This is a genomic window from Streptomyces sp. NPDC043870, from assembly GCF_056435785.1.
In genome coordinates this window covers 142,739-169,645 of record NZ_JBWKDT010000003.1, presented here as the reverse complement: position 1 = coordinate 169,645, position 26,907 = coordinate 142,739, and the positions used below count along the sequence as shown (strand labels likewise).

The window sequence follows — 26,907 nt, the reverse complement described above, 5'->3', positions numbered from 1 at the left end:
GGGGGAGACACGGGGGACACGGTCCCCCCGTTGCAACTACCGCGCTCCGTACACCGGCTGCGGCGCCTCCGACTCCGCCAGCAGCTTCAGGACCGTCTCGCCCGCCTCACCCGGCGTCCAGCGCGCACCCTTGTCCGCGGTCGGGCCCGGGCGCCAGCCCTCCATGACCGTGATGCGGCCCGCTTCCGCCTCGAAGACGCGGCCGGTGACGCCCGCCGACGCGATCGAGCCGAGCCAGACGACCAGCGGGGACACATTCCCGGGGGCCATCGCGTCGAAGGCCCCGGACTCCCCCGGCGCCGCCATCGCGTCGGCAAACGTCCGCTCGGTCATCCTGGTGCGCGCGGCCGGCGCGATCGCGTTGACCTGCACGCCGTAGCGGGCCGTTTCCGCGGCGGCGACCAGCGTGAGTCCCACGATGCCCGCCTTCGCCGCGCTGTAGTTGCCCTGGCCGACCGAGCCGAGAAGCCCCGCCCCCGAGGACGTGTTGACGACCCGGGCCGCCACCTCACGGCCCGCCTTCGACTCCGCCCGCCAGTACGCCGCCGCGTGCTTCAGCGGCAGGAAGTGCCCCTTCAGGTGCACCCGCATCACCGCGTCCCAGTCGTCCTCGTCCAGATTGACCAGCATCCGGTCGCGCAGGAACCCCGCGTTGTTGACGAGGGTGTCGAGCCGCCCGAAGCTCTCCACCGCGGTGGCCACGAGGGACGCCGCCCCCTCCGCCGTGGCGATGTCACCGCCGTGCGCGACCGCATCGCCGCCCAGCGCCCTGATCTCCTCGACGACGTGCGCCGCCGGGCTGTCCGGTCCCGGAGCACCGTCCAGTCCCACCCCCAGGTCGTTCACCACCACCCGGGCCCCCTCCGCCGCGAACGCCAGGGCGTGCGCCCGCCCGAGCCCCCGTCCCGCACCCGTCACGATCACGACCCGGCCTTCACAGATCCCGGCAGTCGGCCCAGAAGACGGCCCAGAAGACGGTCGAGAAGACGGTCCAGAAGTCGGTCCAGAAGTCGGCTCAGCAGTCATCTCGGCTCTCCTTGTTGGCAGTTGCGGCAGACAGAAACGCGGGCCGCTCCCCTCCCCCGTGCACCAGCAGGGACGCCCCGCTCACATACGCCGCCCGTTCCGACGCGAGGAACACCGCCGCGTCGCCGATCTCGTCCGGCTCGGCCAGCCGGCCCAGCGGCACCGTGCGGCCGACCGCCGCCACGCCCGCCTCGTCGCCGTAGTGGAGATGGGACAGCTCCGTACGGACCATCCCGAGCACCAGCGTGTTCACCCGCACCTCGGGCGCCCATTCCACGGCCATCGACCGCGCCAGGCTCTCCAGCCCCGCCTTGGCCGCCCCGTACGCCGCGGTGCCCGGCGACGGCCGTGTCGCGCTCACGCTGCCGATCATCACGACCGACCCGCGCACCGCGCGCAGATGCTCGTACGCCGCGAGCGACGCGGTCATCGGCGCCACCAGATTCAGACCGACGACCCGGGCGTGACGCTCGGCATCGCGCTCCCCGAGCAGCCGGTACGGCGTCCCGCCCGCGTTGTTGACCAGTACGTCCAGCCGCCCGTACCGCAGTACGACCCCGGTGAAGAGCTCCGCCACGGCCGCCGCGTCCCGCAGGTCCACGGACACGAAACGCGCCGTACGGCCCCCCGTACCGACCGGCGCGTCCGGCGGCCTGCGCGCGCAGACGACGACCTCCGCCCCGGCCGACAGGAACGCCCGGGCGATGCCTGCGCCGACGCCCCGGGTGCCACCCGTAACGACGGCGACCCTCCCCTCCAACTCCATCGGCTGCTACCTTCCTGACCCAGCATCACCTAACAAATGTTTGGTGGAAAGGTAGCTGATCCGCTCATGGGTGTCTCCACCTCAGGCCCCGAGAAGGGCATATCCGTCGTCACGGTCGACTTCCCACCCGTCAACGCCCTCCCCGTACAGGGCTGGTACGACCTCGCCGACGCCGTCCGCACCGCCGGCCGGGACCCGGAGATCCGCTGCGTCCTGCTGGCCGCCGCGGGCCGCGGCTTCAACGCGGGCGTCGACATCAAGGAGCTGCAGCGCGACACCGGGCACGCAGGGAACCCGGCACTCATCGGCGCCAACCGCGGCTGCTACGAGGCGTTCGCCGCGGTCTACGAGTGCGAGGTCCCCGTCGTCGCCGCCGTGCACGGCTTCTGTCTGGGCGGCGGGATCGGCCTCGTCGGCAACGCGGACGCGATCGTCGCGTCCGACGACGCCACCTTCGGGCTGCCGGAGCTGGACCGGGGCGCACTCGGCGCCGCCACCCATCTCGCCCGGCTGGTCCCCCAGCATCTGATGCGCGCCCTGTACTACACCTCGCGCACGGCGACGGCGGCCGAACTGCACGCCCACGGCTCGGTCTGGAAGGTCGTCCCGCGCGGGGAACTCCACGCCGCGGCCCTGGAGCTGGCGCGCGAGATCGCGCGGAAGGACCCGTATCTGCTCCGGCTGGCCAAGGCCGCCATCAACGGCATCGACCCCGTCGACGTACGCCGCAGCTACCGCTTCGAGCAGGGCTTCACGTTCGAGGCCGGTCTCAGCGGGACCGCCGACCGCGTCCGCGACACCTTCGGCAAGGACGAGAAGGAGGCATGAGCGTGGCCGACAAGACCATGACCGTCGACGAGGCCGTCGGGCGGCTGCACAGCGGCATGACCCTCGGCATCGGCGGCTGGGGCTCACGCCGCAAGCCGATGGCCCTGGTGAGAGCACTGCTCCGGACCGGGATCACCGACCTCACGGTCGTCTCGTACGGCGGTCCCGACGTCGGCCTGCTCGCCGCCGCCGGCCGCATCCGCAAGCTCGTCGCGCCCTTCGCGACCCTCGACTCCATCCCGCTGGAGCCGCAGTTCCGTGCCGCCCGCGAGCGTGGCGCCTTCGAGATGACGGAGCTCGACGAGGCCATGTTCATGTGGGGCCTGCACGCCGCCGCGAACCGGCTGCCGTTCCTGCCCGTCCGTGCGGGCCTCGGCTCGGACGTCATGCGCGTCAACCCGGAGCTGCGGACGGTGACTTCGCCCTACGACGACGGCGAGGAGTTCGTCGCCGTACCCGCCCTCCGCCTGGACGCCGCCCTGGTCCACATGAACCGCGCCGACCGGCTCGGCAACGGCCAGTACCTGGGCCCCGACCCGTACTTCGACGACCTCTTCTGCGAGGCCGCCGGCGCCGCGTACGTCTCCTGCGAGCAGCTCGTGGAAACCGCCGAGCTCACCAAGGACGCCGCCCCGCAGACCCTTCTCATCAGCCGCCACAGCGTCACCGGCGTCGTCGAGGCCCCGAACGGCGCGCACTTCACCTCATGCGCCCCCGACTACGGCCGCGACGAGGCCTTCCAGAAGCTGTACGCGACCACGCCCTGGCCCGACTTCGCCCAGCGTTTCCTGTCCGGCGGGAGCGAGCACGACTACCAGCGCGCCGTCCAGGCCTGGCACGAGGAGCAGCGATGACCACGGCCGTCACTCGTGGGCCTCTTCTCCCACCCACCCGGGCCGAGTACTGCGTGATCGCCTGCGCCGAGGCCTGGCGCGACAACGGCGAGGTCCTGGCAAGCCCGATGGGCCGGATCCCGTCCATCGGCGCCCGTCTCGCCAGGCGCACCTTCTCCCCCGAGCTGCTCCTGACGGACGGCGAGGCGATGCTCGTCGGACCGGACGGCACCGTGGAGGGCTGGCTGCCGTACCGCCGCCATCTCACGATGGTCACGGGCGGCAAGCGGCACGTCATGATGGGCGCGAGCCAGATCGACCGGTACGGCAACCAGAACATCTCCTGCATCGGCGACTGGTCCCGTCCGACGCGCCAGCTGCTCGGGGTGCGGGGTGCCCCGGTCAACACCCTCAACAATCCGGTGAGTTACTGGGTGCCACGGCATTCCGCCCGGGTCTTCGTCGAGAAGGTCGACATGGTGAGCGGCGTCGGTCACGACCACGCGGCCGCGGCAGGTCCCTCCGCGACCCGCTACCACCGCATCCCGCGCGTCGTCAGCGACCTCGGCGTCTTCGACTTCGCGACACCGGACCGCTCGATGCGGCTCGCGTCCCTGCACCCGGGTGTGACGGTCGAGCAGATCCGGGAAGCCACCGGCTTCGACCTGACGATCGGCGAAGACGTCCCGTACACCCGTGAACCGACCCCCGCCGAGCTGCGCCTCATCCGCGAGGTCATCGATCCGGCCGGTGCCCGCGACCGCGAGGTCAGAGCGTGATGGCCCCGCTGGCGACCCCGCTCACCAAACTCACCGGCGTCCGGCACCCCATCGTCCAGACCGGTATGGGCTGGGTGGCCGGCCCCCGGCTCGTCTCCGCGTCCGCGAACGCCGGGGCGCTCGGCATCCTCGCCTCCGCGACGATGACCACCGAGCAGCTGAAGGGGGCCGTACGCGAGGTCAAGTCCCGTACGGACGCGCCCTTCGGTGTCAACCTGCGGGCCGACGCCGGAGACGCACGGGAGCGGGTGCGGATCATCATCGACGAGGGCGTACGGGTCGCCTCCTTCGCCCTCGCCCCCTCGCGCGAGCTGATCGCCGAGCTGAAGGACGCGGGCGTGGTCGTCATCCCGTCCATCGGCGCCCGCCGGCACGCCGAGAAGGTGGCGGCGTGGGGCGCGGACGCGGTGGTCGTGCAGGGCGGTGAGGGCGGCGGGCACACCGGGGACGTCGCCACGACCGTGCTGCTGCCGCAGGTCGTGGACGCGGTCGACATCCCGGTGGTCGCGGCGGGGGGCTTCCACGACGGGCGGGGACTGGTGGCGGCGCTCGCGTACGGGGCGGCGGGCATCGCCATGGGCACCCGTTTCCTCCTCACCTCCGACTCGACCGTGCCGGACGCCGTCAAGGCCCGCTATCTCGCGGCCTCGGTGAAGGACATCACCGTCACGACGGCCGTCGACGGGCTGCCGCACCGGATGCTCCGTACGGACCTGGTCGACGCGCTGGAACGGTCGGGCCGCACCCGGGCGCTGCTGCACGCGCTGCGCAGAGCGGCCGGCTTCAAGAAGCTCTCGGGGCTGTCCTGGGCCGCGATGGTCCGCGACGGACTCGCGATGAAACACGGCAAGGGCCTGTCCTGGAGCCAGGTCCTGCTCGCCGCGAACACACCCATGCTCCTGAAGGCCTCGATGGTCGAGGGCCGCACCGACCTCGGCGTCATGGCGTCCGGGCAGGTGGCGGGGGTGATCGAGGACCTCCCCAGCTGCTCGGAGCTCATCACCCGCGTGATGTCCGAGGCCGAGCACGTGCTCCGCACCCTGCCGACCGCAGGGTGACCAACCCTCATATCCCGCAAGGGAGTTCCGTCATGCCACTCACACGACGCGCACTGCTGAGCACCGCCTGCGCCACCTGCGCCACCGCCCTGCTGGCGTCCGCCGCCCCCGCGGCGTCCGCGCGCCCCCGCCAGGCGCATCTCCCGCTCCAGGCTCATCTCCCGCTCCAGGGCGCGGTCAACGTCCGTGATCTGGGCGGCCACCCGACCTACACCGGAGAGCGGGTGCGGTACGGCCTGGTCCACCGCGCCGACGCCCTGAGCAGGCTCACCGACGCCGACGTCACCACGCTGGCCGGACTGGGGCTGCGCAGGGTCGTCGACTACCGCATCCCGCTGGAGCTCCAGTACGACGGGGCCGACCGTCTCCCGGCCGGCCTCGCGGTCACGTCCCGCCCGGTCACCGACAACGGGCTGTTCGCCCAGCTGCTGGCCGTCATCGGCTCGGGCGATCCGGTCAAGCAGGAGGAGATGCTCGGCAACGGCAAGGCCGCCGCGTTCATGCACGGCGTCTACCGCACGTTCGTCACGAGCGCCGAGAACCGTGACCGGTTCGGCGCGACGCTGCGCGACGCGGCGTCCGCCGCCACCACGCCGCTGCTCTACCACTGCACGGCCGGCAAGGACCGCACCGGCTGGACGAGTTATCTGCTGCTCGTCGCGCTGGGCGTGCCCGAGCCGCTCGCCGTACAGGACTATCTGGCGTCCAACACCTACCGCGCCGCGTACGACGCGAAGGTCCGCGAGGGCCTGAAGCAGTCCGGCCGGATGCAGAACCCGGACCTGCTGATCCCGCTGCAGGAGGTGCGCACGGAGTATCTGAACTCCGCTCTCGCGGCCGTCGACACGGAGTACGGCGGCCTCTTCGGCTATCTGACGAAGGGGCTGGGCCTGGATCTTCGTACGCTGTCGGCGCTGCGCGGGCGGCTGCTGCACTGAACGGCGGGCCGGCCCGGCGGCTCGGCGACCGGGCCGGCCGGGCTGTCGCCCGGCCACTGAGCGGCTACTGCGCGGCCCGGCGGCTCCCGGTCCGGCCCTGGGCACCGCCGGCAGCACGGCCGCCCCCGGTCCGGCCGCGCCCTGCGGGCTGCGAGCGACGGGCCGGGGCCGCTCCTGCGCGCTTGCGCTTCGGGCGGGACTGCGCGGAGGCCTGCTTCGGCTGCGGCTGCGGCACCTCGATGGTGACGGCCACGCCGGACGGTTCGCGGGCGCCGGTCAGCCGGGCCAGTTCCTCGTCGCTGGACTTGATGCTGGCCGTGCGCGGGCTGATCCCCGCGTCCGACATCAGCCGGGTCAGCTCGCGCTTCTGGTCCGGCAGCACCAGCGTCACCACGCTGCCCGACTCGCCCGCCCGCGCGGTGCGTCCGCCGCGGTGCAGATAGTCCTTGTGATCCGTGGGCGGATCGACGTTCACGACCAGGTCCAGGTCGTCCACGTGGATGCCGCGGGCCGCCACGTTGGTCGCCACGAGTGCGGTGACCTGCCCGTTCTTGAACTGGTCGAGGGTGCGGTTGCGCTGCGGCTGGGTCCGCCCGCCGTGCAGCCCGGCGGCCCGTACGCCACTGGCCAGCAGCCGCTTGACGAGCCGGTCCACGGACCGCTTGGTGTCCAGGAAGAGGATGACCCGGCCGTCACGGGCGGCGATGCGCGTGGTGACGGCCTTCTTGTCGGTCTCGTCGGCGAGGTACAGGACGTGGTGGTCCATCGTGGTCACCGCGCCGGCGGACGGGTCGACCGAATGCACCACGGGGTCGCTCAGGAACTGCCGTACCAGCCGGTCGATGTTGCGGTCCAGGGTGGCCGAGAACAGCAACCGCTGCCCGTCCGGCTCCACCTGCTTCAGCAGCGCGGTGACCTGGGGCATGAAGCCCATGTCGGCCATCTGGTCGGCCTCGTCGAGCACGGTGACGGCCACCTGGTCGAGCCGGCAGTCGCCGCGCTCGATGAGGTCCTTGAGCCGTCCGGGCGTCGCCACGAGCACCTCGGCGCCGCGCCGCAGCGCACCGGCCTGCTTGGTGATCGACATCCCTCCGACGACCGTCGCGAGCCTGAGGTTGACGGCCGTCGCGTACGGGGTGAGGGCGTCCGTGACCTGCTGCGCGAGCTCCCGCGTGGGCACGAGGACCAGGGCGAGCGGCGCGTGCGCCTCGGCCCGCCGCCCGGCGGTGCGGGCGAGCAGGGCGAGACCGAAGGCGAGGGTCTTGCCGGATCCGGTGCGCCCGCGGCCGAGGAGGTCACGTCCGGCAAGGGAGTTCGGCAGGGTGGCGGCCTGGATCGGGAAGGGCTCGGTCACGCCCTGGGCGGCGAGGGTCTTGAGCAGCGCGGCCGGCATGTCCAGCTCGTCGAACGCCCCGACGGCGGGCAGGGCGGGCGTGCTGGATTGCGGCAGCGCGAATTCCTGCGGCGGCGCGGCGCGGCGCACACCGGCGGAGCGCTTCGCAGAGCCTTTTGCAGTGCCTTTCGCGGAACCGTTCGCGGAGCCGGCTATGGACTTCTTCGCGGACGCCTTCGGGGACTGCGTGGCGGCGCGCTTGGCCGGCCGTTTGCGTGCGGGACGTTCGGGGACAGTCATTCGATGCCTTCCTGGGCCTGAGGACAGCACGAGCCGGGGCCCGCACCGCGAAGGTGCGGGCCCCGGCTGCGAGGTACGCGTCCGGGTGTCAGGCCGGGACGATGTTCTCCGCCTGCGGGCCCTTCTGGCCCTGCGTGACGTCGAAGGAGACCTTCTGGCCCTCCTGGAGCTCACGGAAGCCCGAGGTGGCGATGTTGGAGTAGTGCGCGAAGACGTCGGCGCCGCCGCCGTCCTGCTCGATGAAGCCGAAGCCCTTTTCAGAGTTGAACCACTTCACGGTTCCCGTGGCCATGTCATTCTCCCGATAGGTAAGAGGTCCCATCCGGAGATGCCGGAAAACAATTATGCGCCCGGCGGAACATTCCCGTCAGGCGCACATAAAGTTCATGGGTACCAAAACTGCAACGCTGAGACCTTAGCACGGCTCGGGCCCGGACCCGCAAAGCCATTGGCATGGATGCCGTCGCGAGCACACCCGAACTCTGCGGTCGCGCTGCGGGAGCCCACCGAGGTCCGCCGGCGCGGCCGCTGACCGGCGGTCGTCCGGACCGCGGGAGCGCCGGACTTCTGTACCTCCGGACCCCGGACCCCGGATCAGAGCCGCTCGATGATCGTCACGTTCGCCTGGCCGCCGCCCTCGCACATCGTCTGCAGCCCGAACCGCCCACCCGTGCGCTCCAGTTCGTGCAGCAGCGTCGTCATCAGTTTCACGCCGGTCGCACCCAGCGGATGGCCCAGGGCGATCGCGCCGCCGTTCACGTTCACACGGGCCGGATCTGCGCCGGTCTCCTTGAGCCAGGCGAGGACGACCGGGGCGAAGGCCTCGTTGATCTCGACCAGGTCGATGTCGTCGATGGAGAGGCCGGTCTTCTTCAGCGCGTGGGCGGTCGCCGGGATGGGCGCGGAGAGCATACGGATCGGGTCCTCGCCGCGGACCGAGAGGTGATGGACGCGGGCGCGCGGGGTCAGGCCGTGCTCGCGCACCGCACGTTCGCTCGCGAGCAGCATGGCCGCGGCGCCGTCCGAGACCTGCGAGGAGCAGGCGGCGGTGATCGTGCCGCCTTCCATGACCGGCTGGAGGGCGGCCATCTTCTCCAGGGAGGTGTCGCGGCGCGGGCCCTCGTCCACGGTGACATCGCCGTAGGCCACCGTCTCCCGCTCGAAGCGGCCCTCGTCGATCGCCCGGATCGCCCGCCGGTGGGAGCGGAGGGCGAACTCCTCCATGTCGAGCCGGGAGATGCCCCACTTCCGTGCGATGAGCTCCGCGCCGTGGAACTGGTTGACGGGCGCGTCGCCGTACCGTGCCCGCCAGCCCTGCGAGCCGTGGAAGGGGCCGTCGGCCAGCCCGAGCGGCTCGGCGGCCCGGCGGGACGCGAAGGCGATCGGGATCTGCGTCATGTTCTGCACGCCGCCGGCGACGACGAGGTCCTGGGTGCCGGACATGACGCCCTGGGCCGCGAAGTGCACCGCCTGCTGGGAGGAGCCGCACTGGCGGTCGATGGTGACGCCGGGCACCTCCTCGGGGAGTCCGGCCGCCAGCCAGCACGTGCGGGCGATGTCACCGGCCTGCGGACCGACCGTGTCCAGGCAGCCGAAGACGACGTCCTCCACGGCGACCGGGTCGATACCGGCCCGTGTGACCAGGGCCTTCAGGACGTGTGCGCCGAGGTCGGCGGGGTGCACGGCCGCGAGGCCGCCCTTTCGCCGGCCGACCGGGGTGCGTACCGCTTCGACTATGTAGGCCTCGGCCATGACAACTCCTACGGTTGTGGTGACGTCTCTCGTACGGAGATGCCGTCCAGCACCATCGACAGGTACTGGCGGGCGATCTCGTCCGGACTGTGCTGTCCGCCCGGCCGGTACCAGGACGCCGCGACCCACACCGTGTCGCGGACGAACCGGTAGGTGAGCCGGATGTCCAGGTCCTCGCGGAAGACGCGGGTGGCGACCCCGCGCTCCAGCGTCCCGAGCCACGCCTTCTCGAACTTCTGCTGCGAGTCGGCGAGATAGTGGAAGCGGGGCTGCCCGGACAGGTGCCGGGACTCCTTCTGGTAGATCGCGACGGCGGCGCGGTGCCGGTCGATCTCGCGGAACGACTCGGTGACGAGCGCCTCGATCGTCTCCCGCGGCCCGAGCCCGGCCGCGAGGACGGCGTCGTAGCCCTCCCACAGTTCGTCGAGGAAGGTGGAGAGGATCTCGTCGAGCATCGATTCCTTGGAATCGAAGTGGTAGTAGAGGCTGCCCGCGAGCATCCCCGCCGCGTCCGCGATCTTGCGGACCGTGGTGGCGTTGTAGCCCTGGGCCGCGAACACCTCGGCCGCGGTGTCGAGCAGCTCGCGGCGCCGCTCGGGCGAGGCGGTCACCTGGGTCTTCTTCTTGGTCGTAGGCACGTGCCCATTCTGGTCCTACGCGTGCTGGGAGCTGACGGACACGGTCTCGCCGGTCATGTACGAGGAGTAGCCGCTGGCCAGGAAGACGATGACGTTGGCGACCTCCCAGGGCTCGGCGTACCGGCCGAAGGCCTCCTTCCCGGTGAGCTCGGTGAGCAGCTCGGCCGAGGTGACCTTCACCAGATGCGGGTGCATGGCGAGGCTCGGTGAGACCGCGTTGACCCGGACCCCGTACTCGGCCGCCTCGAGGGCCGCGCACCGGGTGAGCGCCATGACGCCGGCCTTGGCGGCGGCGTAGTGGGCCTGTCCGGCCTGGGCGCGCCAGCCGACGACGGAGGCGTTGTTGACGATGGCCCCGCCGCCACGGCCGGAGCTGCGGCCGGCGTCGCGGCCGGAGTCGCGGCCGGCGTCACGGAAGGCGCGCAGGGCCGCGCGCGTGCAGCGGAAGGTGCCGCCCAGGGTGACGTCGAGGACGCGGGTCCACTGCTCGTCGGTCATGTCGACGAGCGCGGCCGTCCCGCCGAGGCCCGCGTTGTTGACGACGATGTCGAGCCCGCCGTGGATCCGGACCGCGTGTCCGAAGAGGTCCTGCACCTGGGCTTCGTCGGTGACGTCGCACGGCAGTGAGGCGACCGCCTCGGCCCCGAACTCCCCGGCGAGCGTCTCCTCGGTCTCCTTGAGCCGGCGTGCGTGCGCGTCGCTGATGAGGACTCGCGCGCCCTCCTCCAGGAACCTGCGGGCGGTGGCACCGCCGATCCCGGCCCCGGCGGCCGCGGTGATGACGGCGGTACGGCCGTCCAGCAGGGCGTGCCCCAGCACGTACTGAGCCTTGTTGTCCGTCACACCGGCACGGTAACCTACCAAACACTTGTTAGGGAAGGTGTTCCGAGGAGGGACGGCACTCCATGGACCTGACGCACACGGCGGACGAGGACGCGCTCCGCGCACAGGCCCGGGAGTGGCTGCACGCGCACGTCCCCGACCGGCCCCTGCCGTCGCTGGAGACGGAGGAGGGCTTCGCCGCGCACCGCGAGTGGGAGGCGGAGCTGTACGCCGACCGCTGGTCGGTGGTGTCGTGGCCACAGCGGTACGGGGGCCGGGGCGTCGACATCTTCCAGTGGCTGGTCTTCGAGGAGGAGTACTACGCGGCGGGCGCGCCCGGGCGGGTCTCCCAGAACGGCATCAACCTCCTCGCCCCGACCCTCTTCGACCACGGCACGGAGGAGCAGCGGGCCCGGGTGCTGCCGTCGATGGCGAGCGGCGAGGTGATCTGGGCCCAGGCGTGGTCGGAGCCGGAGTCGGGCTCGGACCTCGCGTCGCTGACGTCCCGGGCGGTGCGGACGGACGGCGGCTGGCTGCTGTCGGGCCAGAAGACATGGTCGTCACGGGCGGCCTTCGCGGACCGGGCGTTCGGCATCTTCCGGACCGACCTCGACGCCGGCAAACCCCACCGGGGCCTGACGTATCTGATGTTCGACCTGCGGGCGCCGGGTGTGACGGTCCGCCCGGTCCGCCGGCTCGACGGCAAGCCGGCCTTCGCCGAGCTGTTCCTGGACGAGGTGTTCGTACCGGACGAGGACGTGATCGGCGAGCCGGGGCAGGGCTGGCGTATCGCCATGTCGACAACCGGCAACGAACGCGGCCTCACGCTCCGCTCTCCCGGCCGCTTCCTCGCCGCCGCCGACCGGCTGGTGGAGCTGTGGCGCTCGGCCGCCGACCCGGCCGACACCGCGCTGCGCGACCGGGTCGCGGACGCGGTGATCGGCGCACGGGCGTACCAGCTGTTCACCTGTGCCAATGCCGCACGGTTCGCGGCGGGCGCGGTCATCGGCGCCGAGTCGAGCCTGAACAAGGTCTTCTGGTCCGAGTACGACATAGCCCTGCACGAGACCGCGCTCGATCTGCTGGGCGGGGAGGGCGAGCTCGCGGACGGGCCGGGCGGGTGGGCGGAGGGGTACGTGTTCTCGCTGGCGGGCCCCATCTACGCCGGGACGAACGAGATCCAGCGCGACATCATCGCCGAGCGGCTGCTCGGTCTGCCGAAGGGGCGCCGCTGATGCGGGGGTTGTCCGGGAAGACGCCCCCGGGCCCTTGGCCGGCGCGCCCTGGCGCGCCTGTGCCTGTGCCTGTGCCCGTGCCCGCGGCTGTGCTCGTGCCCGTGTCCCGGACCGATCCGCGAGGAGGCACCCCATGAAGTTCCTGCTGACCGACGAGCAACAGGCCTTCGCCCGTTCGCTGGACGCCATGCTGACGGCCGCGGACACCCCTGCGGCGGCTCGCGCCTGGGCCGCCGGGAACGCCTCGCCCGGGCGTGCGCTGTGGGCCCGGCTCGCCGAGGCAGGCGTCTTCGCACTGGCCGTGCCGGAGGCGTACGAGGGCGTCGGCCCGCTCCCCGTCGAACTCGCCGTCGCCTTCGTGGAGCTGGGACGCCATGCGGTGCCGGGACCGGTGGTGGAAACGGTCGCCGCGGCGGCGCTGGTCACCGGGCTGGGTGACCCCGGGCCGGCCAAGCGGCTGCTGCCGGGCATCGCGGCGGGCGAGGTGACGGCGACGCTGAAGCTGCCGGGCTCGGGACCCTACGCCCTGGACGCCGATACGGCGACGTGCGTCCTCGTGGCCGAACAGGGCAAGGACGGAGAGCCGTTCCGGCTGTTCATCGCACCCGGGCACGGGCCGGTGCGGGCCTCGGCCGATCCGGCGCGGCGACTGGCCGTACCGGACGACGGCGGCGAGGTCCTGGCCACCGGGCCGGACGTGGCGGCCGCGGCCGCGCGCGCGGCGGACTGGGCGCGGCTCGCCACGGCCGCGCAGGCGCTCGGCACCGGGCTCGCCCTGCTGGAGCGGACCGTCGCGTACGCCGGGCAGCGCACCCAGTTCGGTGCGCCGATCGGGTCGTTCCAGGCGGTCAAGCACCGGCTGGCGGACACCCTGATCGCCCTCGAGTTCGCCCGGCCGCTGCTGTTCGGGGCGGCGCTGTCCATGGCGCCCGCCCATGTCGCCGCGGCGAAGGTGGCGGCGGGCGAGGCCGCGTACACCGCCGCCCGCACCGCCCTCCAGCTGCACGGCGCGGTCGGCTACACCGAGGAGCTGGACCTCTCCCTCTGGCTGCGCAGAGCCCGGCCGCTGCGGGACGCGTGGGGCACGCCCTCGCAGTGCCGGGCGGCGGTGCTGGAGCGCTGACCATGATCTCACTGGACGGCAGAGTCGTGCTGATCACGGGCGCGGGACGGGGCCAGGGCGCCGCGGAGGCACGGCTCTTCGCGGAGGCGGGCGCGCGGATCGTGGTGACGGACGTACGGGAAGACGAAGGCCGGGAAATCGCCGAGTCCCTGGGCGACGCGGGCCTGTTCGGACGCCATGACGTGTCGGTCGCGGACAGCTGGGCGCTCACGGTCGAGGCGGCACTCGGGGCCTTCGGACGGATCGACGCGCTTGTCAACAACGCGGCGATATGGCGGACCGCGAGCGTCGAGGACGAGACGTACGAGAACTTCGAGACGCTGCTCCGGGTCAATCTGCTCGGCCCCTTCCTCGGCATCCAGGCCGTGCTGCCCGTACTGAAAGGGGCAGGCGGGGGCTCGATCGTCAATGTCTCGTCGACGGCCGGGCTGGTCGGCATCCCCGGCCATGCGGCGTACGGATCCACGAAGTTCGGACTGCGCGGGCTGACCCGGTCCGCGGCGCTGGACCTGGCGGCGTACGGGATCCGGGTCAACTCCGTACACCCCGGGGCGATCGACACCCCGATGACGGCCGCGGTCTCCGGCGGGGACTGGTCGAAGGTCCCGCTGGGCCGGATGGGCAGGCCGGAGGAGGTCGGCGAGCTGATCCTCTTCCTGGTGTCGGATGCGTCGTCGTATGTCACCGGCACGGAATTCACGGTGGACGGGGGCCTGACGACCGGATGACCGGCCGCTGCCCCGGCCCTGCTCGTCCTCGCGGACCGCGGTCGAGCAGACCGCGGCCGAGCGGACCGCGGCCGAGCGGACCGCGGCCGAGCGGACCGCGGCCGAGCGGACTGCGGTCCACTGCGCCACGAGGGCCTCGTTCGTGCGCGCCCGCGCGTGACTCCGGTCCGCCCTTGACACCGCCGGACCACCCTCAAGACCCTTGACCTTCACCGAGCCGGTTGCCGAGGGGGCGAAGCATGCTGCAACGGATGCTCGAGCGAGGCCGGCCCTCAAGTGCCCAGTACACGTGGGGACTTGGCGGGCTGATCCTGTTGGTCGTGATCTCCGTGATCGCGTACGAGAATCTGCAGAGCATCTTCAACGAGGAGAAGGACTTCGTCATCGGCACACTGTTCTCGCTGGCGGGCTTCTGCTTCGCCAAGGCGCTGACTCGCTCCCGTGGCGACCGGGCGCTGGAGATTCTGCGGGACACAGGAGCCTTCGAGCAGATCGCACTCGTCGACCGCAACATCCGGGCTGCGGCGGACCGGCTGGCCGGGTACCACGATCTGCAGTGCAGGGACCCGGAGTTCTATCGGAACATCGGGGTACTGCGCGTCGCCCTCGACGACATCGACAAGTCCCTCACCAACATCGCGGACCTCCGCACGGCCTTGGACATGGACGCCGGCCAGGTCTATCCGGTCCCACCGGAACTCAAGCTCGCCCTGCTCTCGGTGCGGCGGAACGTGCACGAAGCCCTGGCCCGGCGGGATCAGGCGTACGAGTGGCTGCGCGCGAGGGTCCCGCACGACGACCAGGAGGCCTGGGACCTTTTCGCCGTCATGACGACCGACACCCAGAAGGCCTCGCTCACACTGGAGTCACTGCTCAGCAAGTACGTCGGTTTCCCTCCGGCCGAGTACGCCCGCAACGTGCTCGACTATCTCCGGGCCGCGCAGCGCCGGGCCGCCGCATTCCGGGAGGCGGCTCCCCAGACACCGAGGATCTTCGAGGTCCTCCAGGAGGACCTCGATCACGCGATCCGCGACCTGGAGCAGGTGGAACGGAAGCTGAACGACGACCCCACCCCGGAACCCGTGATCGTGCCCGCGCCGACACCCGAGCCCGTACGGCCGTAGGACCGCAGGAGCCGGGTCAGGTCCGTCCGCTGCGACCGCCGGTCCGTTCCGGCCCTTTCCCAGGGCTCCGGACGTCCCTGGAAGCCCGACGGCCTCCGTGGGGGCCAGTGGGGGTTACTCCGTCGGTTCGGCGCCCGGCACGTTCGCCGTCGCGGCCCGCTCGGACGCGCTGCGCTCCACGCAGAACTCGTTGCCCTCAGGGTCGGCGAGCGTCACCCACCCGGTGCCGTCCGGGTTGCGCCGGTCGCCCACGAGCGTGGCGCCGAGCTTCAGCAGCCGGTCGACCTCCTCGTCGCGGGTACGGTCCTGCGGCTGCAGGTCGAGGTGGACCCGGTTCTTCAGGGTCTTCTTCTCGGGCACGGTCACAAAGAGGATGCCGACTCCGGGCGCCTGGACCAGCGCCTCGGGGTCACCCGGCTGGTCCTCGTCGCTCACCGGGCACTCCAGGACCCCGGCCCAGAAGGTGGCCAGCGCGTACGCGTCGGAGCTGTCGATCGTCACATGCCGCACCAAGGTAGCCATACGCGCCACGCTCGCACGGAGGACCGGACCGCCGCACCGGAATTCCGGCCCCGTCCCGACGGTCAGGACCGTACGATGCCGATCCTTCGTGCGTTCTCCAGCCACACCGGGAACTCGGACACCAGCCGGTCGTACAGCTCCGCGTCCGGCACCCGGCGCGGGTCCTGGCCCGCGTGGAAGAAGCCTGCGTTGTCGATGGACCGTTTCGCGGGGACCGCAAGTTCGTCCAGCTTGCGCAGGAAGTCGAACTGCTTGCTGCCTGGGTCGCCGAAGCCGATGAACTGCCAGAACATCGACAGTTCGGCCGCCTTGCACAGATAGCGTTCGGCGGCGAGCTTGTTGATGGGCCCGCCGTCGGTCTGGAAGACGACGAGCGCCGGTGCCGTGGCGCCGCTGTCCAGGTAGTGGTCGATGACGGCGTCCATCGCCAGGTGGTAGCTCGTCTTGCCCATGTGCCCGAGACCGGCGACGATCCGGTCGATGCAGCCCTCGTGTCCGGCGAGCGCGATCTCGGTCTCCGCGTCGATGTCCGTGGAGAAGAACACGACCGGGACACGTCCGTCGTCATCGAGGTTCGCGGACAGCCCGAGCACGCGGTCGGCGAGAGCCTGGACGCTGCCGTCCTGGTAATACGGCCTCATCGAACCGGAGTAGTCCACCACCAGGTAGACGGCCGCGCGCTGACCGCTCAGACCGTGCTTCTCCAGCGAGACGCCCGCGCTCTTGTAGAGGCTGACGAGGGCCGGGGCGGTCTCCTCCATCTTGCGCAGGCTGATGGCCGCCATGGTGCAACTCCGTTCGCCGTGCTGATGGACGCGGGGTGGGGCCGTCAGCCCGCGACGGAACCCTCCTTGACCGCGGTCACGAAGGCCGCCCGGCCCGCAGCACGGAAGACGAGCGCGGGACCGTCCGGGTTCTTGCTGTTGCGGACGGGAACGGTCCCGGGAAGATCCGCGACTTCGACACAGCTTCCGCCCGTGCCATCGCTGTAGGACGACTTGCGCCAGACTGCGTGGCTCAACTCCTGCACGGTGTTCATGCGTTCCGTAGTCCTCCGCACCGACTCCAGCAGTTCGAGGGACGCCTTCGGCGACAGTGCGGCGGCCCTGGCGAGATCGTATGACCTCTGACAGTGCTCCACCAGGGCGGGATCGTCGATCAGCTGGCCGCTGCCCGCACCCTCCTCCGACGGCGACCTTCGTCGTGCGGGCCAGGCGGCACAGCCGCTGTGTACGGATCGGTGCTCCGGGGCTCGGTCATGGACAAGGCCCCCTTCACGCAGTGCCCTTGCTTGCCCTACCGAGCGTGGCCAACGGTGGATGCCATGAGGCCGGACCCAGAGGAATCACCCGCACACGCCGCGGGGGGGGGGGGGGGGTGGGGGGGGGGGGGGGGGGGGGGGGGGGGGGGGGGGTGGGGGGGGGGGGGGGGGGGGGGGGGGGGGGGGGGGGGGGGGAGGGGGGGGTAAGAGAGGGGCGGGGGGGCGGGGTGAGGGGTGGGGGGGGCGGGGCGTTTCTTGGGGGGGTGTGGGGGGGGGGGGGGGGGGGGGGGCCCCCCCCCCCCCCCGCCCGCATACGGGAGTCGGTCGGCCGCCGGACTTCGGCGTCGTGGATGAGCATCGCGATCCGGACCCGGGCCGGCCGTGGGCCCTCAGCTCGCGGCGAGCAGGTCTGCGGCCCGTTCTCCGATGACGATGGCCGGGGCGTTCGTGTGTCCGCGGATGATCGTCGGCATGATCGACGCGTCGGCGACACGGAGACCGTGGACCCCTCGTACACGGAGCTGCGGGTCCACGACGGAGGAGTCGTCGCGGCCCATCCGTGCCGTTCCGACGGGGTGGTAGAGGGTATGGGCGTGATCGGCCAGCGCGAGCGCGTCACGCTGGTCGCGGGGCAGCTCCTCGGCTCCCGCGGGCATGAGGAAACGGCCCGTGGTCAGTCCGCGGGCGGTGAGCCGGTCGATGACTTGTTCGCAGACGTCGAGCCCGGCCAGCAGGGCGGCGCGGTCGGCCCCGTCGGGGTCCGTGAGGTAGCGCGGGTCGATCAGTGGCTTGTCCAGCGGGTCCGGTGAGGCGAGGGTGATCGATCCGGTGCTCCGGGGGCAGAGAAGGATCGCCCCCACCGTCAGCCCGTGACCGGACGCCTTGACGAGACCTTCGCCGAGGAACGGCGCCGGGGCGAAGATGATCTCGACGTCGGGCAGTTCGAGTCCGGGCCGGCTGCGGACGAAGCCGTACGCCTCGCCGACGTTGGAGGTGAGCATGCCCCGGCGGCGGGCGAGGTAGTTCAGCAGTTCAGCGGGCCGCTCGGCGGAGAACAGCGTCCGGTCCGGGGCGTCGACGGCGAGGCCGCTGATGAGATGGTCGGTGAGGTTGGCGCCGACCTCCGGCGCATCCACGAGGACGTCGATCCCGAGGGTGCGCAGGTGGGTGGCGTCGCCGATGCCGGAGAGCATGAGCAGCTGGGGGGTGTTGACCGCGCCGCCGCTGAGTACGACCTCGCGGCGTGCCAGCACCTTGCGCGTGACACCCCCGGCGTTGTACTCGACGCCGACGGCGCGGCGTCCCTCGAAGAGCACGCGGGTGGCCTGCGCGTGCGTGATGACGTGCAGGTTCGAGCGGCTGCGGGCAGGCTTGAGGTAGCCGTCCGCGGTGCTGAACCGCGCACCGCGTCGCTGGCTTACCATGGTCTGCGAAAACCCCGTGGGCGTGGTGGTGTTGGCGGGCTCGAGGGGATGGCCGAGTTCCTTGACGGCGTCGAGGAAGGCCGCCGTGTGAGGGTTCGGGTCGCGCTGCGGCTCGATGCTCATGGGGCCGGAACGTCCGTGGTCCGGGTCGGTGGCCCCGGTGATCCTCTCCACACGGCGGAAGTAGGGCAGAAGGCCTTTCCACGACCAGTCGGGGCCGCAGAGGTCGCCCCACTCGTCATAGTCGGCGGCGTACCCGCGTACCCACATCATGGCGTTGATCGAGGAGGAGCCGCCGAGCATCCGGCCCCTGGGCCAGTAGATGCTGCGTCCGGAGAGTTCGGCCTGCGGGGTGGTCGAGTAGTCCCAGTCGAGTTCGGACTTGAAGAGCTGGGAGAAGGCGGCGGGGATGTGGATGGCCGCCTTCTTGTCCGGGCCGCCCGCCTCCAGGAGGGCGACCGAGACCGTCCCCTTCTCGGTCAGCCGGCCGGCGAGCGCGGCTCCGGACGAGCCGGCTCCGACAACGACGTAGTCGACGCTGTGGGGCGGCGTGCTCATCGGATCACCTCGCTCGCGCGCAGGTGATCGAGGGCGGTCCTGCCTGCCGCTCGCTCGGGGAATCCGTCGACGATGGCCACCTGGCTCATCTTCATGTGCGGCGCGACCCGTTGTGCGGTGTCTGCCATGACTGCCTCCTCGGTGAGGTCCGATCCGGGCTCGCGGAGCCGGCCGTAGGGGTCTTCTGTGCCGGTGGTGCCGTGGATGAGGGCGATGCGCTGGGCGTCCTCGTCGGTCAGCGTGCCCAGAGGGCCTCATGCACGCTCAGGGTCACGAGCCGAATCGGCGATCCCCGGCGCGTCCCGGAGCTCGCGCTTGAGGATCTTGCCAGTGGCGTTGGTGGGCAGGACGTCGAGAAACTCCACCAGGCGGGGGTACTTGTAGCCGGCCATCTCCTCCTTGCACCACGCGATGAGCTCCTGCTCGGAGAGCTCCGCACCCGGGGCGAGGACGATGCAGGCCTTGACCTCCTCGCCGTGACTGTCATGGGGGACACCGATGACCGCCGTCATGCTCACGGCGGGGTGGGTGAGCAGCACCTCCTCGATCTCCCGCGGGTAGACGTTGAAGCCACCGCGGATGATCATGTCCTTGGCGCGGTCGACGATGTAGTACCAGCCGTCGGCGTCCCGGCGGGCCAGGTCGCCGGTGCGGAACCAGCCGCCCCGCATCACTTCGGCGGTGGCCTCGGGGCGGTTGTGGTAGCCCTTCATGATGTTGTGCCCGCGGATGACGATCTCCCCGACCGCGTCGGGGTCCTGGACGGGGGACCAGTCCTCGGCGATCAGGTCCACCTCGACGCCCCAGACCGGACGGCCGATGGAGCCCGGGCGTACCTTCTCGCCGCGCGGCGAGAACGTGGCCACCGGGCTGGTCTCCGAAAGCCCGTACCCCTCCAGGATGGTGACTCCGAACCGATCCTCGAACCGGCGGTGGATCTCCACCGGAAGCGCCGAGCCCCCCGAGACGGCCATCCGCAGATTCTTGGCGATCTGCGTCAGGTCCACACCGGGCGTGTCGGCGTTGAGCAGGGCCCAGTACATGGTGGGCACACCGGCGAAGAAGGTGACGGTGTGGCGCTGCATCAGGCCGAGGGCCGACCGGGCGTCGAACCGCGGCAACAGCACCAGGGTCGCCCCCGCCGCGAGACCGGCATTCATCTGGACGACCTGGCCGAAGGAGTGGAACAGCGGCAGGGTGACCAGATGGACGTCGTGCTCGACCTCGCCGAAGATCTTGTGGCAGGTCAGCACGTTCATCGTCACGTTGGAGTGGGAGAGTTCGGCACCCTTGGGCAGGCCGGTGGTGCCGGAGGTGTAGAGGATGACCGCGGTGTCCCCGGACTCGGTGACAGCCGTTTGGAAGTCGGCACCGTGGCCGGCCAGCGCGGCCGTGAGGGTCTGGGCCCCGTCGATCGGGGAGTCCTCGGTGGGGGCCGCGGTCATCAGGAAGAAGTGCTCGCAGCCCGGCGTCTCGCCGAAGCCGGACCAGCCCTCCTGCCCGAGCGGGAGCTCGGCGGTGCCCTCGAAGCAGAAGTACGCCTTCGCTCCGGAGTCGGCCAGGTGGTACGCGATCTCCCGGCCCTTGAGCAGCACGTTGAGCGGGACGACCACCGCGCCGGCCTTGAGGATGCCGTAGTACACGACCGGGAACCAGGGGAGGTTCGGGCAGGACAGCGCGACCTTGTCGCCGGGCTCGATGCCCCGCGAGCGCAGCAGGTTGGCCACGCGGCAGGCGGCGGCGTCCAGTTCCGCGTAGGTCAGTTCCTGGTCGCCCAGGACGACAGCGGTGCGGCCGGGCACGGCACGGGCGCTGTTCTCGAGCATGACGGCGAGATTGAGCATGGGAACTCCGTAGGTGTGGTGGCGGGATCAGCCGCGTAGGGCGGAGGCGAAGATGGCGGGCAGTCTCCGCAGGCTCGGCGCGGCCGTGAAGCGGGTGACACGTTCCACGGTGGTCAGCGCGGTGCGGTTGGTGACGAAGTACGGCGGACGCGGGGACAGTGACGGGTCACCCGTGACCAGCCCGCGCGGGGCGGGTGTGAAGGGCGCACGCAGCACGGTCTTCTCGATGTCCTCGAGCATGAACGCGTTGTGCACGAAGCCGATGCCGCTGCCGATGTCCTTCCGGGTGTGGCCGGGGAAGGCGCCCCAAGGGGTGAAGCCGAGCAGGAAGCCTACCGCGGACCAGCAGTTGACGCCCAGGGTGCCGTAGCGCAGACCGGCGATCGCCGATTCCACCACCGCGCGGTCGGTCCTCTCCGTCCTGGGGTCGACGATGAGCGTGGCGCCGAGGGTGCCGGGGAGGGTGTCGTTGGCGAAGTCGACGGCGTGGAGCAGGAATTCGGCCGTGGTCGCGCCGGGAAGCCGTACGACGCCCAGGGCGCTGCCGAAGACCTCATCGGTGATCAGCACGTCGTCGTGGTCGGTGATGTCGGGGACGAGGAGCCGGCAGCCGTCGCCGTGTGTCTCCGCCTCCGGGTGTGCCGCGAGAACGGTGGCGAGGCGCTGCTGCGCGCCCGGGTAATAGTCGGTGCGCTCCGGCAGGCCGCGCAGCACCCTCCGGATCTCGTCCAGCAGCCGCTCCGTGCCGTCCCAGTCGCGCGGCACGACCAGCACCTGGCTGGCGATGCAGTTGTGGCCGGAGTTGTTCATCTTGCTGGTGACGATGTGCTCGGCCTGGAAACGGAAGTCCGAGTCGCTCCACGGTCCGGGGGCCACGATGCAGGGGCTGACACCGCCCAGTTCACTGCTGAAGGGCTTGTCGACCAGGGGCCGGTCGTCGATCCGTCGCTGCTCGGCGTCCTCGTCGGTGCCCCAGACGATGGCGTCGTGGGTGCGGTCACTGCCGGTGACATGGATGGCGTCGACGCCCTCGTGGCGGGCGAGATGACCGCCTTCGGCCGCGCCGCCGTCGACGAAACGGACCCAGCCGCGGTCGATGTACTCGGCGAAGACGTGCTCGAAGTGCGGGCGCAGATAGGCGTTGACCGGGTTCATCTTGGCGACGACGACCTGGCCCTCGGCGTAGAGCTTGTGCAGGATGTCGAGCGCGGTGATGGCCGCGACGTTCCCGGCACCGAGCACCAGGGCCACGGCCGGGCCTCCCGGCCGGCCCCGGTACTCGCCCGCGGCGCGGTCGCGGACCTGGTCGGCGGTGGTGCCGGGGCGCATCCACACCTGCGCCGTGAAGCCGTTGAGCAGCAGTCTGTCCCAGCCGGTGGCGGGAAAGACGTCGACCTGGGTACGCCCGCGCCGCTCGTGCACGGCCCCGGCGGCGAGCGGGTGCCTGCCCGTCGCGATGCGCCGCAGTACGTGCAGAAGGGCTGAGGCGTTCTGCGCCAGGGCCCAGGGCCCGCCGGTCCAGTCCTCGGCGGCCCACGGGGAGTCGGGGACGTACCCCTTGGCGCGGGCGCCGGCCGCGGCCAGGCCGGCGGCGCCGGAGACGACCCGCGGCAGCAGCCGCTCCAGCAGGGCGATGCGTTCGGCGAGCGGGGTGGCGGACCAGGACAGAGCGCCGTTGCGCAGGTCGGCGACGGCCCGGTCGAGGGAAGAGGTGTCGAGGGCACTTGAGTTGGCGCTGGAATTCACGGCATTCCTTGCGGAAGGTAGCGGGAAGGCGGGTGGGGCGGGCCTCCGTGCGCGGTGCGAGTCGCGGCGGACTCCGCCCGGGGGACACCACGGTGTCGCGTCGTCAGGCCGAGAGCAGGCGCGCGTCGCGGTCCGGGTCGATCAGTGTGACGGCGGCGACGCCGCCCAGCAGGAGCAGGACACCGGTGATCACGACCGCGTACTGGTAGCCCCCCGCTCCATGGGTGTCCACGAGACGCCCGATCAGCGTCGGGGCGATCAGACCGGCGGTGGTCACCACGGCGTTCATGATGCCCAGGGCGCCGCCGCGGCGATCGGCCGGGGCCACCTCCGCGACGGTGGTCACGGCGACGGTGCTCATCGCTCCGGAGAGCGCGACTCCGGCGACCAGGAGCACGACGGTCACGGCACCGTCCGGGGCCGACGGCAGGGCCAGGCATGCCGCGGCACCGATGATCAGAAGGATGCCGCCGACCCTGCCGCGGGCCCACCGGCTCGCGGTCCCGCGGCGCAGCAGCCATCCGGTCAGACCCGCCTGTCCGAGCACCACGGCGCCGCTCAGACCCCAGACCAGCATCAGCAGCTGGGCGGACCGGGCCGAGGAGTAGCCCAGCCCGTCATGGAGGTAGGAGGGGAGCCAGACCAGGGCGAAGGCGATCAGCCAGTAGGTGCCGAAGTAGGCGATCGTGGCACCGATCCAGGTACGGGTCGCGAGGATCCGGCGGTACGGCGTCCTGGGGGTTGCAGGGCCGGCACCGGCACCGGCCCCGATGGCGGAGTCAGTACCGGTAGCGGCCCTGCCCTCGCCCTCCGGGACGGCGGAGGACGAGGAGTGCGTGTCCGTGCCGGCCCCGTACCGGCCCTCCCCGCCGAAGGGGATCCACAGCAGCGCCCACACCACGCCGACGACCGCCACCACGGCGACGGCCGACCGCCAGCCGTGATGATGGATCACCCAGGTCAGTACGGGAGCGGCGACCAGGACTCCCAGGGTGACCCCCAGCACGATCAGTGCCCCCGGCAGGTTGCGCCGGTGGTTGGGGAACCAGGACAGGGTGGTCTGCTGGGCGACGGGGAAGGCGGGCCCCTCGGCGGCGCCGAGGAGAACACGCGAGGCGATGAGCACCGCGAGCCCTCCGCCCAGGGCCAGCGGGGCCTGGGCGACGGACCACAGCACGGCCATCGTCAGCAGCAGCCACTTGGGCCGTATGCGGTCGGCGAGCAGCCCTACCGCGGCGCCGCAGATCGAGAACAGCAGGAAGAACGCGCTGCTGGCGAGTCCGAAGGCGGAGGCGGACAGGCCGAGGTCCTCGCGGATCGGGTCGGCCGCCAGACCGAGCACGGACTTGTCGGCGAAGTTGATCATCATGAAGACGACGAGCAGAGCGGTGACCACCCATGTGCGGAGCCGTGGGTCGCTCGCGGTCTTCGCAGGATCGGCGGGCACAGCTGGTACGACGTCGGTGTCGGTCACAAGGGCTCCGCGGGAGGCGAATGGCGAAGGGGAGAGGGAGAAAGGGAGGGGCGCGGGCCCGGGCTCGTGCCCGGGCCGTGGGCGGGCCGGTCCGGGTGCGGCTCAGGAGAGCGGCACGCCCGCGATCGCGATGCGCTCCATGACGCGGGGCTGCGGGTAGTAGTCGTTGATCGCGTAGTGCTGGGTGGCGATGTTGTCCCAGATCGCGACGGAGCCCGGCTGCCAGCGGAAGCGCACCTGGTACTCGGGGATACGGGCCTGGAGGACGAGCTCGTGGAGGAGGTCCCGGCTCTCGGAGTCGGACAGCCCGACGATCCGGACGGTGAAGGGCTCGTTGACGTAGAGCAGCTTGCGGCCGGTGCGCGGGTGGCGGACGACCACCGGGTGCTCGACGGGCGGCAGGTTCTGCCGGTGCGTGGCGACCTGGTCGTCCGTCATCGTCGACCCCCAGCTCGGCACCCAGTCGTGCACGGCGGTGAGCCCGTCGATGCGCTCGCGCATCTCAGGGGACAGGTTGTCGTACGCGGCCGCCATGTCCGCCCACATCGTGTCGCCGCCCGCGGGCGGGATCTCGACGGCGCGCAGGACCGAGCCGAGGGCGGGCGCGGCCATGAAGGAGTGGTCGCTGTGCCAGATGTTCTTGTTGCCGATGGCCTTGGCGTCCTTGGCGAGCCGGGAGACACCGGCGGTCTCGGTCTTCGGGAAGAAGGGGTTCGGCTCCGGCTCGCCCCATACGCCGGAGAGCGCGAGCTGGGACTGCGCATCGAAGGCGTCCTGGTCGCGGAAGAAGATCACCTTCCACTCCAGCAGGGCCTGCCTGAGCTCCTCGGCGAGGTCCTCGCCGATCGGCAGCGAGAGGTCGACGCCGTCGATCTCGGCACCGATGTGCGGGGTGAGTGGGCGGATGGCCAGCCGGCGGTACTCGGCCGAGGGCAGACCCGGCGCGGTGCGCTCCAGCGTGCGCTTCCCGAAGTGCATCAGGGGCTTGTCGAGGGCGGAAACAGATGTGGTGACGACGCTGTCCATGGCTCTCCAGAACGTCGGGTCCGGATTTCGTTCCTGGAAGTATCGTTATTGGGGTAGGGCGTGGCAAGGGTCTGCGGGCATCGATGTCCCAGCCGGTTCGCAGGGGTGAGGGGAACGGCTCAGGAAGCCGAGCCGACAGCGCGGGCGACGAGGTCCACCAGGGTGTCCACGAGCCGGGCGTCGGGCAGCTCCTGCTCGCCGAGCAGCCGGAAGAGCAGGGGTGCGGCCACCAGAGTGGCCGCGGCCCGGACGTCGGTGTCGGGGTGCACGTCACCACGGGCGATACCGCGCTCGAGGATGTTCCTGGTCTCGCTGGTGATCCGCTCGGTGTACTGCGCGTACTGGCCCCGCATGGCGCCTGCCTCCGCCGCCGCGCCGATCATGCCTGCGAGCAAACGGTCCGATCCCGGCAGGCGGTACGCCTCCAGGCGTGCCATGAGCACGACACGGAGCTCGTCGCGGAAGTCGCCCAGATCGGGTACCGACAGGGTGCCGATACGGGTCTCGGCAGCGGCAATGACCAGATCCTGCTTGGTGGGCCAGCGCCGGTAGATGGCGGGCTTGCTCACCCCGGCCCGGGCGGCGACGGCATCCATCGTGACCGCCTGCATGCCCTGCTCGGTGACCAGCTCGACGACCGCGTTCAGGACCGCCCCGGTGACCCGCTCCTCGCGCGGTCGCCCCGGTCCCCGTTCCGTCCCATGTGCCTGTGTACCCGCCATGCCCCGAGCCTACGAGCTCAGCCGGACCGCATCGGCCCGGGGTGCGGTGTGCATCCGCGGTGGACGACCGGGCACCATCGGCACCGGCTCCGGCGTGCGATCACTGCCCGGCCCGAAGTCGGGCCCGTACGTTCGTGGTGGGTTCGAACTCCACACCACCCACCGCAGGCGGCCGGCCCCTGACCGAGCAAGTCGGTCAGGGGCCGGTCTCATCGGCGTTGCCGCGAGCGATCACCGTGCCTCACTGTGCCCCGCTGTTCCCGACCGAACGGTCACGGGACGGGCACGGCCGCTGAGAAGGCCGGGCCGTTCGGGGGGCCTCTCCTGCCCTGTCAGCGGCTGAGGTGGACGGAGACCTGCGTCTCCGTCTCACTGATGTTGACGGCGTGGATGTAGCCGCGGGCCGTGCGGTAGGCCCCCGTGCCTCCGGTGATCGCGAACGTGATGTCGCCGGGGCCGCCGGCGGTAACGGTGAACCGGCCCTGGAAGGCGATGTGCCCCTGGGCCAGGGAAAAGGAGCCCACGCACAACAGGTCGGACTCGTCACCAGGAGCTGTTCGGGTCAGTGTGCAGACCTCGCCGTAGCTGCCGACCGTGGTGCTTTCACGGACGAGGTCCCCGCTGACGACCAGTTCGTCCCCTTGGCCGGCCCCGGGCGCCCCGTCCGCATCGATGGAAGTGATCTGGGTCTGCCTCGCGACCAGCTCGAAGGACTTCTCAGGCACGGGACCGGTATCGCTGGTGGCCGATGCCGGGTGTGCGCAGACGAGGAGAGCAGCCAGTCCGGTGGCCGCGCTCAGGCCGACATGCTTGAAGTGACGCACTCTGTACTCCCTGTGGGACCAAGGGGGACGGCTCACTGACCAGGTGTCATGTGAGGCAACCGATTCCCAGGTCAGCCTCATGTGGATCACATGGTTCCGCGACCCGTGCCTACCCATCCAGGTGAAACGGCCGGAGGCGGCGGGCAGGCCGGGAGTGGGGAACCAGGTGAGCGCAGGTACCAAGTGCCCTTCCGACGTGACGATGTACAAGACCGTCGATCTG

General features: G+C 71.4%; 27 protein-coding genes. 9 read left to right on the top strand and 18 right to left on the bottom strand.

All coding sequences use genetic code 11. The features are described from left to right. Positions 1-36 precede the first annotated feature (36 nt). Together AC0699_RS05305 and AC0699_RS05300 are read right to left on the bottom strand one after the other, a co-directional pair. Positions 37-942, bottom strand: a complete 906-nt coding sequence (locus AC0699_RS05305) for an SDR family oxidoreductase (RefSeq protein WP_478656381.1) — start codon at positions 940-942, stop codon at positions 37-39. Positions 943-1,015: 73 nt separating this feature from the next. Next, positions 1,016-1,792 (bottom strand): SDR family oxidoreductase, encoded by a 777-nt coding sequence (locus AC0699_RS05300; protein WP_478655876.1) that lies wholly within the window; start codon positions 1,790-1,792, stop codon positions 1,016-1,018. 66 nt (positions 1,793-1,858) lie between these two features. Between AC0699_RS05300 and AC0699_RS05295 the strand changes: the two genes are divergently transcribed. From AC0699_RS05295 to AC0699_RS05275, 5 genes are read left to right on the top strand one after another with little or no spacing between them, the layout of a single operon-like run. Further along, positions 1,859-2,620, top strand: a complete 762-nt coding sequence (locus AC0699_RS05295) for an enoyl-CoA hydratase family protein (RefSeq protein ID WP_478655873.1) — start codon at positions 1,859-1,861, stop codon at positions 2,618-2,620. 2 nt (positions 2,621-2,622) lie between these two features. Continuing rightward, positions 2,623-3,474, top strand: coding sequence for a CoA transferase subunit A (locus AC0699_RS05290; protein ID WP_478656379.1), 852 nt, complete (start codon positions 2,623-2,625; stop codon positions 3,472-3,474). Then, positions 3,471-4,232 carry a CoA-transferase subunit beta gene (locus AC0699_RS05285; protein WP_478655871.1) on the top strand — a complete coding sequence of 254 codons (762 nt, stop codon included), beginning with the start codon at positions 3,471-3,473 and terminating at the stop codon, positions 4,230-4,232. Before AC0699_RS05290 ends, AC0699_RS05285 begins: the two co-directional genes overlap by 4 nt. A gap of 8 nt (positions 4,233-4,240) precedes the next feature. Beyond that, on the top strand, positions 4,241-5,290 hold the full coding sequence (locus tag AC0699_RS05280) for an NAD(P)H-dependent flavin oxidoreductase (RefSeq protein WP_478656377.1): 1,050 nt from the start codon (positions 4,241-4,243) through the stop codon (positions 5,288-5,290). 32 nt (positions 5,291-5,322) lie between these two features. Beyond that, positions 5,323-6,228, top strand: a complete 906-nt coding sequence (locus tag AC0699_RS05275) for a tyrosine-protein phosphatase (RefSeq protein WP_478655868.1) — start codon at positions 5,323-5,325, stop codon at positions 6,226-6,228. A 64-nt stretch (positions 6,229-6,292) separates the two neighbouring features. Here the strand turns inward: AC0699_RS05275 and AC0699_RS05270 are convergent, their stop codons facing one another. The 5 genes from AC0699_RS05270 to AC0699_RS05250 all read right to left on the bottom strand — a co-directional run bounded on the left by AC0699_RS05270 (position 6,293) and on the right by AC0699_RS05250 (position 11,094). After that, the gene (locus tag AC0699_RS05270) at positions 6,293-7,861 is read right to left on the bottom strand and encodes a DEAD/DEAH box helicase (RefSeq protein WP_478655866.1); all 1,569 of its coding nucleotides are present in this window, start codon (positions 7,859-7,861) and stop codon (positions 6,293-6,295) included. An 88-nt stretch (positions 7,862-7,949) separates the two neighbouring features. After that, positions 7,950-8,153, bottom strand: a complete 204-nt coding sequence (locus AC0699_RS05265; RefSeq protein WP_003969786.1) for a cold-shock protein — start codon at positions 8,151-8,153, stop codon at positions 7,950-7,952. Positions 8,154-8,455: 302 nt separating this feature from the next. Continuing rightward, the gene (locus AC0699_RS05260) at positions 8,456-9,613 is read right to left on the bottom strand and encodes an acetyl-CoA C-acetyltransferase (protein ID WP_478655853.1); all 1,158 of its coding nucleotides are present in this window, start codon (positions 9,611-9,613) and stop codon (positions 8,456-8,458) included. Positions 9,614-9,621: 8 nt separating this feature from the next. Further along, positions 9,622-10,251: a TetR/AcrR family transcriptional regulator gene (locus AC0699_RS05255; RefSeq protein ID WP_478655850.1), complete on the bottom strand. Its 630-nt coding sequence runs from the start codon at positions 10,249-10,251 to the stop codon at positions 9,622-9,624. A 15-nt stretch (positions 10,252-10,266) separates the two neighbouring features. Beyond that, positions 10,267-11,094, bottom strand: a complete 828-nt coding sequence (locus AC0699_RS05250; protein ID WP_478655847.1) for an SDR family oxidoreductase — start codon at positions 11,092-11,094, stop codon at positions 10,267-10,269. Positions 11,095-11,156: 62 nt separating this feature from the next. On the opposite strand from AC0699_RS05250, the gene AC0699_RS05245 reads away from it, so the two are divergent. From AC0699_RS05245 to AC0699_RS05230, 4 genes are all read left to right on the top strand, one after another. Next, the gene (locus tag AC0699_RS05245; protein ID WP_478655845.1) at positions 11,157-12,308 is read left to right on the top strand and encodes an acyl-CoA dehydrogenase family protein; all 1,152 of its coding nucleotides are present in this window, start codon (positions 11,157-11,159) and stop codon (positions 12,306-12,308) included. A 133-nt stretch (positions 12,309-12,441) separates the two neighbouring features. Then, positions 12,442-13,431: an acyl-CoA dehydrogenase family protein gene (locus AC0699_RS05240; protein ID WP_478655842.1), complete on the top strand. Its 990-nt coding sequence runs from the start codon at positions 12,442-12,444 to the stop codon at positions 13,429-13,431. A gap of 2 nt (positions 13,432-13,433) precedes the next feature. After that, a complete protein-coding gene (locus AC0699_RS05235; RefSeq protein ID WP_478655841.1) occupies positions 13,434-14,159 on the top strand; it encodes an SDR family NAD(P)-dependent oxidoreductase in 726 nt (241 codons plus the stop codon). Positions 14,160-14,410: 251 nt separating this feature from the next. Further along, a complete protein-coding gene (locus tag AC0699_RS05230) occupies positions 14,411-15,283 on the top strand; it encodes a hypothetical protein (protein WP_478655838.1) in 873 nt (290 codons plus the stop codon). Between the two features lie 114 nt (positions 15,284-15,397). Here the strand turns inward: AC0699_RS05230 and AC0699_RS05225 are convergent, their stop codons facing one another. The 11 genes from AC0699_RS05225 to AC0699_RS05175 all read right to left on the bottom strand — a co-directional run bounded on the left by AC0699_RS05225 (position 15,398) and on the right by AC0699_RS05175 (position 26,684). Beyond that, positions 15,398-15,805 carry a VOC family protein gene (locus AC0699_RS05225; protein WP_478655836.1) on the bottom strand — a complete coding sequence of 136 codons (408 nt, stop codon included), beginning with the start codon at positions 15,803-15,805 and terminating at the stop codon, positions 15,398-15,400. Between the two features lie 62 nt (positions 15,806-15,867). Beyond that, the gene (locus AC0699_RS05220) at positions 15,868-16,590 is read right to left on the bottom strand and encodes a VWA domain-containing protein (RefSeq protein ID WP_478655833.1); all 723 of its coding nucleotides are present in this window, start codon (positions 16,588-16,590) and stop codon (positions 15,868-15,870) included. A gap of 44 nt (positions 16,591-16,634) precedes the next feature. Continuing rightward, positions 16,635-16,844, bottom strand: a complete 210-nt coding sequence (locus tag AC0699_RS05215) for a DUF397 domain-containing protein (protein ID WP_478655831.1) — start codon at positions 16,842-16,844, stop codon at positions 16,635-16,637. Positions 16,845-17,455: 611 nt separating this feature from the next. Further along, entirely contained in the window at positions 17,456-19,048 is a 1,593-nt protein-coding gene (locus tag AC0699_RS05210; protein ID WP_478655829.1) for a GMC family oxidoreductase, read from the bottom strand. Then, a complete protein-coding gene (locus AC0699_RS05205) occupies positions 19,045-19,176 on the bottom strand; it encodes a hypothetical protein (protein WP_478655827.1) in 132 nt (43 codons plus the stop codon). Before AC0699_RS05205 ends, AC0699_RS05210 begins: the two co-directional genes overlap by 4 nt. 126 nt (positions 19,177-19,302) lie before the next feature. Beyond that, a complete protein-coding gene (locus AC0699_RS05200; RefSeq protein WP_478655825.1) occupies positions 19,303-20,892 on the bottom strand; it encodes a long-chain-fatty-acid--CoA ligase in 1,590 nt (529 codons plus the stop codon). A 27-nt stretch (positions 20,893-20,919) separates the two neighbouring features. Continuing rightward, complete coding sequence (locus AC0699_RS05195; RefSeq protein WP_478655822.1) at positions 20,920-22,638, bottom strand: aldehyde dehydrogenase family protein; 1,719 nt, start codon at positions 22,636-22,638, stop codon at positions 20,920-20,922. Positions 22,639-22,741: 103 nt separating this feature from the next. Continuing rightward, a complete protein-coding gene (locus tag AC0699_RS05190) occupies positions 22,742-24,112 on the bottom strand; it encodes an MFS transporter (RefSeq protein WP_478655820.1) in 1,371 nt (456 codons plus the stop codon). Between the two features lie 102 nt (positions 24,113-24,214). Continuing rightward, positions 24,215-25,138: a TauD/TfdA dioxygenase family protein gene (locus AC0699_RS05185; protein ID WP_478655818.1), complete on the bottom strand. Its 924-nt coding sequence runs from the start codon at positions 25,136-25,138 to the stop codon at positions 24,215-24,217. A 119-nt stretch (positions 25,139-25,257) separates the two neighbouring features. After that, the gene (locus AC0699_RS05180) at positions 25,258-25,860 is read right to left on the bottom strand and encodes a TetR/AcrR family transcriptional regulator (RefSeq protein ID WP_478655816.1); all 603 of its coding nucleotides are present in this window, start codon (positions 25,858-25,860) and stop codon (positions 25,258-25,260) included. Positions 25,861-26,192: 332 nt separating this feature from the next. Beyond that, positions 26,193-26,684: an allene oxide cyclase barrel-like domain-containing protein gene (locus tag AC0699_RS05175; protein ID WP_478655814.1), complete on the bottom strand. Its 492-nt coding sequence runs from the start codon at positions 26,682-26,684 to the stop codon at positions 26,193-26,195. Positions 26,685-26,907 lie beyond the last annotated feature (223 nt).

What these genes read in the sequence shown, in the direction of transcription:
- AC0699_RS05245 (WP_478655845.1), top strand. Translation starts at nt 11,157, where the DNA reads ATGGACCTGACGCACACGGCGGACGAGGACGCGCTCCGCGCACAGGCC.
- AC0699_RS05285 (WP_478655871.1), top strand. Translation starts at nt 3,471, where the DNA reads ATGACCACGGCCGTCACTCGTGGGCCTCTTCTCCCACCCACCCGGGCC.
- AC0699_RS05225 (WP_478655836.1), bottom strand. Translation starts at nt 15,805, where the DNA reads ATGGCTACCTTGGTGCGGCATGTGACGATCGACAGCTCCGACGCGTAC.
- AC0699_RS05210 (WP_478655829.1), bottom strand. Translation starts at nt 19,048, where the DNA reads ATGAGCACGCCGCCCCACAGCGTCGACTACGTCGTTGTCGGAGCCGGC.
- AC0699_RS05275 (WP_478655868.1), top strand. Translation starts at nt 5,323, where the DNA reads ATGCCACTCACACGACGCGCACTGCTGAGCACCGCCTGCGCCACCTGC.
- AC0699_RS05180 (WP_478655816.1), bottom strand. Translation starts at nt 25,860, where the DNA reads ATGGCGGGTACACAGGCACATGGGACGGAACGGGGACCGGGGCGACCG.
- AC0699_RS05200 (WP_478655825.1), bottom strand. Translation starts at nt 20,892, where the DNA reads ATGCTCAATCTCGCCGTCATGCTCGAGAACAGCGCCCGTGCCGTGCCC.
- AC0699_RS05230 (WP_478655838.1), top strand. Translation starts at nt 14,411, where the DNA reads ATGCTCGAGCGAGGCCGGCCCTCAAGTGCCCAGTACACGTGGGGACTT.
- AC0699_RS05220 (WP_478655833.1), bottom strand. Translation starts at nt 16,590, where the DNA reads ATGGCGGCCATCAGCCTGCGCAAGATGGAGGAGACCGCCCCGGCCCTC.
- AC0699_RS05205 (WP_478655827.1), bottom strand. Translation starts at nt 19,176, where the DNA reads ATGGCAGACACCGCACAACGGGTCGCGCCGCACATGAAGATGAGCCAG.
- AC0699_RS05300 (WP_478655876.1), bottom strand. Translation starts at nt 1,792, where the DNA reads ATGGAGTTGGAGGGGAGGGTCGCCGTCGTTACGGGTGGCACCCGGGGC.
- AC0699_RS05270 (WP_478655866.1), bottom strand. Translation starts at nt 7,861, where the DNA reads ATGACTGTCCCCGAACGTCCCGCACGCAAACGGCCGGCCAAGCGCGCC.
- AC0699_RS05260 (WP_478655853.1), bottom strand. Translation starts at nt 9,613, where the DNA reads ATGGCCGAGGCCTACATAGTCGAAGCGGTACGCACCCCGGTCGGCCGG.
- AC0699_RS05265 (WP_003969786.1), bottom strand. Translation starts at nt 8,153, where the DNA reads ATGGCCACGGGAACCGTGAAGTGGTTCAACTCTGAAAAGGGCTTCGGC.
- AC0699_RS05215 (WP_478655831.1), bottom strand. Translation starts at nt 16,844, where the DNA reads ATGAACACCGTGCAGGAGTTGAGCCACGCAGTCTGGCGCAAGTCGTCC.
- AC0699_RS05295 (WP_478655873.1), top strand. Translation starts at nt 1,859, where the DNA reads ATGGGTGTCTCCACCTCAGGCCCCGAGAAGGGCATATCCGTCGTCACG.
- AC0699_RS05240 (WP_478655842.1), top strand. Translation starts at nt 12,442, where the DNA reads ATGAAGTTCCTGCTGACCGACGAGCAACAGGCCTTCGCCCGTTCGCTG.
- AC0699_RS05235 (WP_478655841.1), top strand. Translation starts at nt 13,434, where the DNA reads ATGATCTCACTGGACGGCAGAGTCGTGCTGATCACGGGCGCGGGACGG.
- AC0699_RS05185 (WP_478655818.1), bottom strand. Translation starts at nt 25,138, where the DNA reads ATGGACAGCGTCGTCACCACATCTGTTTCCGCCCTCGACAAGCCCCTG.